The sequence below is a fragment of the Actinomycetota bacterium genome, assembly GCA_041658625.1.
Lineage (GTDB): Bacteria > Actinomycetota > JAHEXW01 > JAHEXW01 > JAHEXW01 > JBAZZW01.
In genome coordinates, this window is record JBAZZW010000002.1 from 192473 (window position 1) to 203937 (window position 11465).

Below are 11465 nucleotides of genomic sequence, written 5' to 3' on the forward strand. Positions count from 1 at the left end.
ATGCCGAACGGCGAAGAAAACGAACTGCTGACCTGTTCATTTTGCGGAAAAAGTCAGCGCCAGGTCAAGAAACTGATTGCCGGACCGAGCGTCTATATCTGCGACGAATGCATCGAACTCTGCAATGACATCATTTTGGAGGAACTGGAACCCGAGGCTGAGATGCCGCAGATGGAGCTGGCTAAGCCTAAAGAAATCAACGAGTTTCTTAACGCCTATGTTATCGGACAGAATGACGCCAAGAGAGCCTTGGCCGTGGCGGTATACAACCACTATAAAAGGATTAAGATGCCGGTCGACGACGAAGTCGAGCTGGAGAAAAGCAATATCCTTTTAATCGGACCGACGGGTTCCGGTAAAACCCTGCTGGCCCAAACGCTGGCCAGAATGCTGAACGTTCCTTTTGCCATCGCCGACGCGACCGCGCTAACCGAAGCGGGCTATGTCGGAGAGGACGTTGAAAACATCCTCTTAAAGCTAATCCAGGCGGCGGACTATGACGTTAAGCGCGCCGAAGCCGGCATCATCTACATCGACGAGATCGACAAGATCGCCCGTAAGGCGGAAAATCCTTCGATTACCCGCGATGTTTCCGGCGAAGGTGTTCAGCAGGCTCTCCTGAAGATTCTGGAGGGATGCGACGCCAGCGTACCTCCGCAAGGCGGCCGCAAACATCCGCATCAGGAATTAATCCAAATCAACACGACCAACATCCTGTTTATATGCGGGGGCACGTTTGTCGGCTTGGACAAGATCATTGAGTCGAGAATCGGCAAGAAAGGTCTTGGGTTCGGCGCTGAGCTGGCCAAAGCCAAAGATGCGCGGACAACAGAGGCGCTTAAACACTTATTGCCGGAAGACCTGGTAGCTTTCGGTCTGATTCCTGAATTCGTAGGGCGGCTGCCGGTCGTCACAAATTTGCAGACCCTGAGCGAGCAGGACCTGGTACGCGTCTTGACGGAGCCAAAAAACGCGCTTATCAAACAGTACATTAAGATTTTCGAGGCGGAAGGCGTCGAGCTGTCGTTCAAGGCCGACGCGTTGAAACAAATCGCCAAGAAATCGATGTCTCAACACACCGGAGCCAGAGGCCTCCGTTCGATTCTGGAGGGTTTGCTGCTCGACGTGATGTATGAGATTCCGTCTATGCCTGATGTCACCAAGTGCGTTGTCACCAAAGAAGCGGTAAAGAAAGGCATCTCGCCGACTCTAGTGACCGAGGGCATGCCGGCTGACAAGGCTTTGGGCGAAGAAACGGCTTAGAGGGACAATCAGTCGTGGAGAAAACCCCCCTCGCCAAAGCCTATGAACCGAAGGTCGTAGAGGCTTCCTGGTACGCGAAATGGCTGGAAGGCGGCTACTTCAGCGCACCGATCGATCCGGCTAAACCTTCATATTCCATTGTCATCCCGCCGCCAAATGTAACCGGTTCCTTGCACATCGGCCACGCGTTTAACAATACCCTGCAGGATGTCGTCATCCGGAAGAAGCGCATGCAGGGTTTCTCCGTTTTGTGGCTGCCGGGCACCGACCACGCCGGCATAGCCACCCAGAACGTCGTTGAGCGGGAGCTGGCCAAAGAGGGCAAAACGCGTCAGGATATCGGCCGTGACGCGTTCGTCGAGCGTGTTTGGGAGTGGAAGGCGCAATACGGAGAGACGATTATCAACCAGCTTAAGGTCCTGGGCTGTAGCTGCGACTGGGACCGGGAGCGCTTTACCATGGACGAAGAGTACTCCCGCGCGGTAAGGGTGGTATTCAAGAAGCTCTACGACGAAGGATTGATCTACCGGGGCAGTTACATCATCAACTGGTGTCCAAGGTGCCGGACTGCTTTATCGGACATCGAGGTCGAGCACGAGGAAAAGCAAGGTAAACTCTGGTACATAAAATACCCGTTCAAAGACGGAAGCGGTTTCCTGACAGTGGCGACGACTCGCCCGGAGACGATGCTGGGCGATACGGCGGTCGCGGTGAATCCGGACGATAAACGCTATCGGAATGTGATCGGCTCAACGGTTATTCTGCCCTTGTTGAAGAGGGAGATTCCTGTCATAGCCGACGAATTCGTCGACGCGGCGTTCGGCACGGGAGCAGTCAAAGTCACACCGTCGCACGACCCCAACGACTTCGACATGGGGATCCGGCATGATCTGCCGCAGATAAATATATTCACCGAGGACGCGGTCCTCAACGAGAACGCGGGGCAATACGCGGGTCTGGATAGAAACGAAGGGCGGGAAGCCGTCCTAAAGGACCTGGCCAAGGGCGATTTCTTGGAGAAGGAAGACGCGCATGCTCATGCCGTCGGCCATTGCTACCGCTGTCATACGATTGTCGAGCCATACCAGTCGCTGCAATGGTTTGTAAAAATGAAACCGCTGGCGGAGCCGGCCATAGAAGTCGTCAGAAACGGGGGAACGACGTTCCATCCGAAGCGCTGGGAGAAGATCTATTTCGAATGGATGGAGAACATCCGGGACTGGTGCATCTCGCGCCAGCTGTGGTGGGGCCACCGGATTCCGGTCTGGTATTGCGCCGGCTGCGGCGAGACGATTGTCGCTATTGACGATCCGGCGGCTTGTCCTAAGTGCGGCGGCGCCGATCTAAAGCAAGACGAAGACGTCCTGGACACCTGGTTCTCTTCCTGGCTTTGGCCCTTCGCCACAATGGGATGGCCTGACAATACTCCAGACCTAGAATATTTCTACCCAACAAGCTTGCTGTCCACGGCTTTTGATATTATTTTCTTCTGGGTAGCCAGAATGATAATGGCCGGTTTGCACTTCACCGGAGAGACGCCGTTCAAGGACGTATATGTCCACGCGCTGATCCGGGACGAGCACGGCCAGAAGATGAGTAAGTCGCGCGGCAACGTCATCGATCCACTTGATGTTTTGGAATGGAGCGGGACGGATGCGTTGCGTTTCACACTAGCCTCTCTGGCCGTTCCGGGACGCGACGTGATCCTCAGTAAAGACAGGATTGAAGGATACCGACATTTCGTTAATAAGCTGTGGAACGCGAGCCGGTTCGTTCTTATGAACCTGGACGGCTATGATCCGGCGTTCACTCCGGACCACGACTCGATGACGGTCGCCGATCGATGGATATTAAGCAGGCTGACAACGGTAACCAAAGAAACCGACAAATACCTGGAGGCCTATAACTTCAGCGAGGCCTGCCGGACGCTATACGCCTTTGTGTGGGGCGATTACTGCGACTGGTATATAGAATGGTCGAAACAACGTCTGAACGGCGAGGATCGCGCAGTCGTTCAGTATGTGCTGGCGCATGTGCTGGAGACGGTACTGAGGCTGCTTCATCCGGTCATGCCGTTCGTTACAGAAGAGATCCGGCAGAAGTTGCCGGGCGTTGAGGGTACTATCATGCTGGCCGACTGGCCACAAGCCGATAAAAGATTAGTCGACAAGAACGCCGAAGCCGAGGCGGCGCTCCTTATCGAAGCGACCGTCGCGATCCGTCAGATTAGACATGACCTCAAACTGTCTCCTAAAAAGCCCGTCGACGCCATCTTCGCCTCTTCCGACGCGCCTAAGATCGGCTTGATAAAAGACCACGAAGACGAGATTAAGATGCTAGCCGGTCTGGGAACCGTTTCTTACGAACAAGCCGGCCATAAACAAGGTCAGGCCGCGAAAGCCGTGGTCGGCGGTGTCGAGGTCTACATTCCGCTGGCGGGTCTGGTCGATTTGGAGAAAGAAAAAACACGGCTGCAAGGCGAGGTGGACGCGATCGCGGCGGACCTGAAAAAGGCGACCGCTAAGTTGGACAACCCCGGCTTCGTGACGAAAGCGGCGCCGGAGATCGTGCAAAAGGTTAAAGACGCGGCGGCGGACCTTACGCAGAAACAGGAGAAACTACGCCACCAGCTCGAGCTGTTGAGCGGCTGATGGATTACCTGGAAGCGATCGGATACCTTAATACCGAAACCGCCGAAGGCATCAAACCAGATATCTCCCGCATGAATAGAATGTGCCGCGACCTCGGCCATCCCGAAGCGGCCTTTCGCGTTATCCACGTTACCGGCACCAACGGTAAGACTTCGACAGCCCGTATGATCAGGTCGATCCTTTCCGGCTTGGGATTCACCACAGGACTTTATTCGTCCCCGCACCTGGTGTCATATACAGAACGCTTGTCAGTCGACGGCGTGGAGATTTCCGAAGACGAATTCGCGGCTGCCCTCGAGCGCGTTATCCCAGCTATAACCGACACCAACAGGGCGGGCCTTGGCGGTATCGTTACCCAGTTCGAAGCCTTAACGGCCATGGCATTGGCGTGGTTCGCGTCGATGGAAATTGACGCGGCGGTTATCGAAGTGGGGATGGGCGGCCGTTGGGACGCGACCAATGTCGTCAAACCGGATGTGGCCGTGATAACGAACATAGCTTTGGAGCACGTCGACCGTCTGGGCATGACCATCGAGGCGATCGCCGGCGAGAAAGCCGGCGTTGTCAAATACGGATCGACGATTATAACCGGCGTCGACCAGCCGTCCGCGTTGGCCATTATCAAGGAGCAGTGCAACCAGACGGGGGCTGATTTAAAGATTTTCGGCCGGGATTTCGACCTCTTGGACGCCGAATTCCATCCCGACGGCTTGAGATATCTGACAATCAAAGGCTTGCGCCGCGTTTATCCGGGAATACCGCTAGCGCTAAAAGGCTCTCACCAGGCCCTGAACGCGACGATGGCGACAGCCGCCGCAGAAGCGTTCCTAAACAAATCTAAGGACGCCGAAACTTTTTCCCTTGGGGAGACCTTGGCTCGCATTATGCCGGAGGTAGATTCGCCCGGCAGGCTGGAAATCGCGGCCAGAGATCCTTTGCTTGTCCTGGACGGAGCGCATAATCCCGCGGGCGCCGAGACGCTGGCCGCGGCCCTAAGGAACGAGTTTGAATATGATAAACTAATCCTGGTTTTGGCCGTTCTGGAAGACAAAGACGCGGAAGGAATCGTCAGAGCTATAGGCCCGTTGGCCGACAGGATTATCACGGCCGCCGTGCGATCACCACGGGCTATGGACGCCGACAGTCTGGCGGGCATGGCGGAAGCATACGCGGACAATGTTTCGGCCGCCGCGTCTGTCGGGGAAGCGTTGACGCAAGTGCGCCGGGAAGCCCGGCCCGGCGACATGATACTAGTTACCGGGTCGTTATATACGGTAGGAGAAGCTAAAGAATCTCTCGATAGCGGAGAGCAAAGAGCGGAGAGCAAAGAGTAAGAACACAAAGGAGTCTTAAGTATGGCTGATATGCAGAAATCATTAGTATTGATCAAGCCGGATGCGGTCAAACGTAAATTGATCGGCGAGATAGTCTCGAGGTTTGAGAAACGAGGCCTGGACGTAACGGCGCTTCGACTGCTTGACGTCGACAAGGCTTTAGCCGGCCGGTTATATGATATCCACGAAGGCAAACCCTTCTTTAACGACCTGGTAGCGTTCATAACGTCAGGCCCGATTGTGGCCATGGTAATCGAAGGCCCCGATGTAATCCAGCTTGTCAGAACCATGTTGGGAGCTACCAATCCCGCCGAAGCCGCCCCCGGAACTATCCGCGGCGATTACGCTTTAATCATCGACTCTAACGTAGTGCATGCCAGCGACGCGCCAGAGCGGGCGGAGTACGAGATCTCCCTGTTCTTTTAGGCAATCTCCAAGCCTGTGGTAAAATAGAACGGTACGCGAAAACGCGCATTTCAAAGACTGGAAGCAGAGGTCTTTTTTGATTATTAGGAGAGACGATCACGTCGGGCAAGCCGTTGCCCTGCTCATAGGGGCTGTTATCGGTGGCGCTATGGGAGAGGTTTTCCGGCCATATGTGCCCATCCTGGGCAGCGGTGTAGTCATAGGTTTTAAACCTGTCACTGTTGACCTGCATGTTATTACCATGACGCTTGGAATGATGTTTAAGGTCACCATTTCAGCCGTCATCGGTATCCTGCTGGCCTTTCTGCTAATTCTTAAGAAATGATGGCCGCATTTAATAGGAGTAATTTGAAAATTTTCGATAACCTGATGAATATTTTCGGCCGAGACATGGCCGTTGACCTTGGGACAGCCAATACGCTGGTATTCGTCCGCGGGCGGGGAATCGTCCTGAACGAACCGTCGGTCGTAGCGATCGATAAAACGACCGGCAGCGTTCTGGCTGTCGGCTTGGAGGCCAAACGGATGATCGGCCGGACGCCGGGCAATATCGTCGCCGTCAGACCCCTGAAAGACGGCGTGATTGCGGATTTCGACGTTACGGAACGTATGCTCCGGTACTTCATCCAGCAGGTTCATAAGCGTCGTTTTCTGGCCCGTCCTCGCGTTATCGTCGGCGTGCCTTCGGGCATCACCGGCGTCGAGCAAAGGGCCGTCGAGGAAGCCGCGGAACAGGCCGGCGCACGTTCGGCCCACCTGATTGAAGAGCCGATGGCCGCGGCGATCGGCTCAGAACTGCCGATTCACGAACCGTCGGGGAACATGGTCGTCGACATCGGCGGCGGCACGACGGAAGTGGCGGTCATCTCTCTGGGCGGCATCGTCGCCTCGGAATCCATTCGCATCGGCGGCGACGAACTCGATGAGGCAATCATCGCTTATATGAAGCGCGAACATAATCTTATGCTGGGTGAACGGACCTCAGAGGAGCTGAAGATCGAGGTCGGCTCAGCCTATCCGTTAAACCAGGAAGAGCAAGCCGAGATCCGGGGGCGAGATATGGTTACCGGGTTGCCGAAGACGCTCATTATATCTTCCGTAGAGGTGCGCGCGGCGATCGAGGAACCGGTCGCGGCCATCATCGATGCGGTTAAGTCAACGCTTGAAAAGACGCCGCCAGAGCTCTCCAGCGATATTATGGACCGCGGGATCGTACTGACCGGCGGGGGAGCGTTACTACGGGGCTTAGACGAGCGCTTACGTCAGGAAACCGGTATGCCGGTTCACATAGCCGAACAACCCCTCAACTGCGTCGCGATCGGCGCGGGTAAATGTCTGGAAGAATACGAAAGCTTGAAGAAAGTCCTCGTTAGTTCGCGGCGTTAACCCGCCTTAAACCAACATCATGCTCGAACGCAAAGTCAATTGGGGCAACCGAATAGCTCTGGCGCTACTCATCCTCATCAGCGTTTCCGTGTTAGTAATCCATTTCCGCGAATCCGACAACGGTTTTCTGCACAACCTTCAGCGGTTTTCCGTTAACCTTCTGTCGCCTCTTCAGGCCGGCTCGTTCAGCGTCGCCCGAGGCTTTTCCGATACCTGGCAGTCGGTAACGAACTTCGGCCGCCTTCAGGAAGAGAACAGAGCGCTTAAGAAAGAAGTGGCGGGGCTGCGGAAAGACACGATCGACTTAAAAGAGCTTCAATTGGAGAACGCCAGGCTTCGTAAGGAAGTCGGCGCGCCGGTGCGCGAACAGTTCGTCACCACGTTCGCTACGGTTATCGGCAAATCGGTCAATACCTGGCAGGCGACCGTTATATTAGACAAAGGCAGCAAAAGCGGAATTCACACCAAAATGGCCGTAGCGACCTCCGACGGGTTGGTCGGCCAGGTCATGTCGACGACGGCCAACTCATGCTTGGTCCAGTTGATCATGGACCAAAAAAGCGCCGTCGGCGTAAGACTGCAGAATAGCCGAGCGACCGGCATCGTCGAAGGCGAAGGTGAGAACGCTCTAAGACTGAATTATCTTGCCAAGGACGTTAAGACAGCCAATAACGAGATCGTCATCAGCTCCGGACTCGGCGGGCTCTATCCGGCGGGACTTGTCGTCGGTACGGTATCCAAGGTCGGCCAGCGGACGGACGGGCTGTTCCAGGACGTCTCGGTCAGCCCGGCGGTCGATTTCTGGACGATTGAAGAGGTCTTCATCATCACCGGAACGAGGTAACGTGCAACATCTTCTCTTATCCTCACTCATACTCATCGGAACCTTTCTGGCGCAAACGGTCATCGTTCCCCACCTGACGGTAGCTGGTATCCAACCGGACCTAATGCTCGTGGTGATCGTATGTTTCGCGCTAACGGAAGGTATGATGAAAGGGGCCACATCGGGCTTTGCCGGGGGACTTCTGGAGGACCTGGTGATGGCCAACTATATGGGATTCAACATGGTGACCAAGACGATTATCGGGGCGGCCGCATCGCTGTTTAAGGACTTGGGCCCGCGAGAGGGGATTCTGTGGCCTCTGGTGGCGGTATTTTCGGCTAGTTTGGTTAGCCAGGTTATGACGGCTCTGCTGGCGTTCCTTTTTGGGGAAACGGTCGTCGTCCGGTCGATTCTTAACTGGTCCATGATTCCCACGGCAATCTACAACTCTTTATTCACCCCATTCATCTATCCGGCTTATATCTGGTTCCTCAAATGGCAGGAACGAGTCGCCTGGTATCAGGGGGCGAAATAATGTACGAAAACGAATTGGTGGAACGGCGCGTCGCCGTTTTGGCCTTCCTGATTCTGGCCGCAGCCGTGATTATCCTGGTAAGGTTGTTGTTTCTACAGGTTATTCAGGGGCGTGAATTCGTCGCCATCGCGACGGAGAACAAAATCAGAGAGGTCGCTCTGGACGCCGTCCGCGGCGACGTCTACGACCGCAACGGCGTTCTAATGGTCGGCAACCGTCCCAGCTATGTCGTTTCCATGACGGACGTACAAGCATCAAAGGGAGAGGATGACGTCAAGGAAGAGAAAGACGTCATCAAACGGTTGGCCGGTGTGTTAGGAGTTTCCCCGAAAGCGATCGAGGAGCGGCTCAACAACCGTCGCATCGATCCATACAAACCCGCCCCTATCAAAGAAGACGTTAACGAGCAGGTGGCAGTCTACCTTAAGGAGCACCAGCTGGAGTTTCCGCATATCTTGATCGAGGGCAAGCCAGTGCGGGAATATCCCAACGGCAATACCGGCGCCCATATCCTGGGTTATCTGGGCGAGGTAACAGACAAGGAGCTTAAAGAAAACAAGTTCAAGGACTATCATATGGGCGACGTGATCGGTCGGGAAGGCGTCGAGCTTTCTTACGAGAAGGAGCTGGCGGGCAAGAGCGGCTTGGAGAGGATCGAAGTAAACGCGGCCGGTTATCCCGTATCCTCGGTAGTAATCCGCAAGCCAAAACCAGGTCAAGATATCACCATGACCATCGATAAAAATCTTCAGGCCTTATCGGAGAACCTCCTGGCCGAGGCGCTGATACAGGCGCGGCAAGCTTATGACAAAGACACGCAGAAATACTATAACGCTCCGGCCGGGGCGGTAGTGGTCATGGACCCGAACAATGGCGAGATTCTGGCGATGGCCAGCCAGCCGTCGTACGATCCCAGATTGTTTTCACACGGCATATCCGACACCGACTGGAAGGCGTTGAACGATCCGGCCAACCACTATCCTCTCAACAACAGGGCCATGGCCAACAGTTTCCCGCCTGGCTCGACTATCAAGGGTATTACAGGGTCGGCCGCTTTGCAGGAAGGCGTCGCCTCGGCGGTTTCGGAATACAATTGTACCGGCAAGTGGACCGGGGCGGGCGATCAGTGGCCTCAATTCTGCTGGCTGAAAACCGGCCACGGCAGGCTTACCCTAGAGGAAGGGATCATTCAATCATGCGACACGGTCTTCTACGAAATAGGCCTGGCTTTCTACAAACTGATTTCCTCCAAGGGTGAAAAAATGCAGGAGTACGCGGCTAAATTCGGCCTGGGCAAACCGACCGGCGTAGATTTGCCGGGCGAGGACGGCGGAAGGGTTCCGACCAAGGACTGGAAAAGAAAATGGAATAAGAACGACCCCGAGTATCAGATATGGTATCCCGGCGACTCGACCAATATGGCGATCGGACAGGGTGATGTGCTGGCGACGCCGCTCCAGATGGCCAATGTTTACGCGGCCATCGCCAACGGCGGAACGCTATTCAAGCCCCACATCGTCAAGAAGGTGGTCTCTCCCGATAAAGGCGCGGTCAGCGAGGTTAAATCAGCGAAAATCAGAAATGTGGGCATTGACCCGGCGCTTCTTGGAATAGTCCGTGACGATTTGGTTCAAGTTGTAACGGACGGAACGGGCAAGAGCGCGTTCGGCGGTTGGCCGCTGGACTCGATTCCAATAGCCGGCAAGACCGGCAGCGCCGAGATGTATGGTAAGCAAGCCAGCGCCTGGTTTGTCGCCTACGCGCCGGCCGATAAGCCCCAATATGTCGTGGTCGTGATGATCGAGGAAGGCGGGCACGGCGTGTCGGCCGCCGCCCCCGTGGCCAGAAAAATCCTGGAGAGCTTATTTGGCTTGAGCTCAGATTCCGAAATCAGAATCGAAAGCTCGGTGGATTAAGTGGCCAGAAAGCTGTCTGCGTCGCACCCGATCAAGCATATAGACTGGACGTTTGTCGCCCTAATCATTGCCCTGGCGGCTTACGGCGCCCTTTTCATCTACAGCGCGACGGCGGCGACGGACGGATACCATTTTCTGCGCCTGCAGATCGGCTGGATTATCGTCGGCCTGCTGGGGATGGCCTTCATGGCCAGTTTCGATTATCTGAAGTTAAGGACTTACTCCGGCGTTATCTACGGCGCCGTGGTCGTATTGCTGATTCTTGTTTTTATTATTGGCCAGGTACTGCTGGGCGCCCAGCGCTGGATTCCTTTGGGACCCTTTACGCTACAGCCATCGGAACTCGCAAAACTTGCGCTGATCATTATGCTGGCGACGCTGCTTAGCAAGAGGAAAGACGCCGGGGTGGAGAAGCAGGACTTCTTTGTCGCGCTCGGCTACACCGGCCTTTACTTGATACTGGTGTTCATCCAACCGGATTTGGGAACGGCGCTCGTTTTCGCGGCCATTATGTTCGGCATGATGTTCGCCGCAGGCGTCAATCTTTGGGCTTTGACCGGGCTGGGCACGGCGGGGGTGTTGGGCGCCATCCTGGCCGTTAAACTGAATATTCTTCATCAATATCAAGTGACCCGTTTGTTGGTTTTTCTGAATCCGCAATCCGATCCCACCGGAGCCGGTTATAACATAACCCAGTCCAAGATCGCGGTCGGCTCAGGCCAGCTTTTCGGCCGAGGCTTGTTCCTCGGCAGCCAAACGCGGCTGAATTTTATCCCACACGGTTACGCCGACTTTATTTTCGCGGTTTTGAGCGAACAGCTAGGTTTCTTAGGCGGTTTGGCGCTCATCGTTTTGTTTAGCCTGCTCCTATGGCGGATTCTTAAGATTGCCAGGGACAGCCGTGATTTGTTTGGTACGTTGCTTTGCGTGGGCGTCCTTTCGTCATTCTTGTTTCAAGCCTTTGTAAATATCGGGATGAATATCGGCATCATGCCGGTTACGGGAATACCGCTGCCTCTGATAAGCTATGGGGGTAGCTCTTTTCTGGCGACGATGATGAGCCTGGGATTGGTTCTAAACGTAGCGATGAGAAAATACGGGGGCGTAGCCGAGAGGGCGCAGACATTTTAG

General features: G+C 55.2%; 10 protein-coding genes. All 10 read left to right on the top strand.

The genetic code is table 11. From position 1 onward, the window contains the following. The 10 genes from clpX to rodA all read left to right on the top strand — a co-directional run bounded on the left by clpX (position 1) and on the right by rodA (position 11465). Positions 1 to 1263 (top strand): ATP-dependent Clp protease ATP-binding subunit ClpX, encoded by a 1263-nt coding sequence (clpX, locus tag WC891_05895; protein ID MFA5867472.1) that lies wholly within the window; start codon positions 1 to 3, stop codon positions 1261 to 1263. 14 nt (positions 1264 to 1277) lie between these two features. Next, on the top strand, positions 1278 to 3914 hold the full coding sequence (locus tag WC891_05900) for a valine--tRNA ligase (protein MFA5867473.1): 2637 nt from the start codon (positions 1278 to 1280) through the stop codon (positions 3912 to 3914). Then, positions 3914 to 5248: a folylpolyglutamate synthase/dihydrofolate synthase family protein gene (locus WC891_05905; GenBank protein MFA5867474.1), complete on the top strand. Its 1335-nt coding sequence runs from the start codon at positions 3914 to 3916 to the stop codon at positions 5246 to 5248. The genes WC891_05900 and WC891_05905 overlap by 1 nt, the downstream gene beginning before the upstream one ends. Before the next feature lie 30 nt (positions 5249 to 5278). Continuing rightward, the gene (gene ndk, locus WC891_05910; protein ID MFA5867475.1) at positions 5279 to 5674 is read left to right on the top strand and encodes a nucleoside-diphosphate kinase; all 396 of its coding nucleotides are present in this window, start codon (positions 5279 to 5281) and stop codon (positions 5672 to 5674) included. Between the two features lie 76 nt (positions 5675 to 5750). After that, the gene (locus tag WC891_05915) at positions 5751 to 5999 is read left to right on the top strand and encodes a DUF4321 domain-containing protein (protein ID MFA5867476.1); all 249 of its coding nucleotides are present in this window, start codon (positions 5751 to 5753) and stop codon (positions 5997 to 5999) included. A gap of 44 nt (positions 6000 to 6043) precedes the next feature. After that, complete coding sequence (locus WC891_05920) at positions 6044 to 7060, top strand: rod shape-determining protein (protein MFA5867477.1); 1017 nt, start codon at positions 6044 to 6046, stop codon at positions 7058 to 7060. 19 nt (positions 7061 to 7079) lie between these two features. Beyond that, entirely contained in the window at positions 7080 to 7904 is an 825-nt protein-coding gene (mreC, locus tag WC891_05925) for a rod shape-determining protein MreC (GenBank protein MFA5867478.1), read from the top strand. 1 nt (position 7905) lies between these two features. Beyond that, the gene (gene mreD, locus WC891_05930; GenBank protein ID MFA5867479.1) at positions 7906 to 8418 is read left to right on the top strand and encodes a rod shape-determining protein MreD; all 513 of its coding nucleotides are present in this window, start codon (positions 7906 to 7908) and stop codon (positions 8416 to 8418) included. Beyond that, on the top strand, positions 8418 to 10334 hold the full coding sequence (gene mrdA / locus WC891_05935) for a penicillin-binding protein 2 (protein ID MFA5867480.1): 1917 nt from the start codon (positions 8418 to 8420) through the stop codon (positions 10332 to 10334). Before mreD ends, mrdA begins: the two co-directional genes overlap by 1 nt. Further along, on the top strand, positions 10335 to 11465 hold the full coding sequence (gene rodA / locus WC891_05940) for a rod shape-determining protein RodA (protein ID MFA5867481.1): 1131 nt from the start codon (positions 10335 to 10337) through the stop codon (positions 11463 to 11465). It abuts the gene before it with no gap.

What these genes read in the sequence shown, in the direction of transcription:
- clpX (MFA5867472.1), top strand. Translation starts at nt 1, where the DNA reads ATGCCGAACGGCGAAGAAAACGAACTGCTGACCTGTTCATTTTGCGGA.
- WC891_05905 (MFA5867474.1), top strand. Translation starts at nt 3,914, where the DNA reads ATGGATTACCTGGAAGCGATCGGATACCTTAATACCGAAACCGCCGAA.
- ndk (MFA5867475.1), top strand. Translation starts at nt 5,279, where the DNA reads ATGCAGAAATCATTAGTATTGATCAAGCCGGATGCGGTCAAACGTAAA.
- WC891_05920 (MFA5867477.1), top strand. Translation starts at nt 6,044, where the DNA reads ATGAATATTTTCGGCCGAGACATGGCCGTTGACCTTGGGACAGCCAAT.
- mreC (MFA5867478.1), top strand. Translation starts at nt 7,080, where the DNA reads ATGCTCGAACGCAAAGTCAATTGGGGCAACCGAATAGCTCTGGCGCTA.
- mrdA (MFA5867480.1), top strand. Translation starts at nt 8,418, where the DNA reads ATGTACGAAAACGAATTGGTGGAACGGCGCGTCGCCGTTTTGGCCTTC.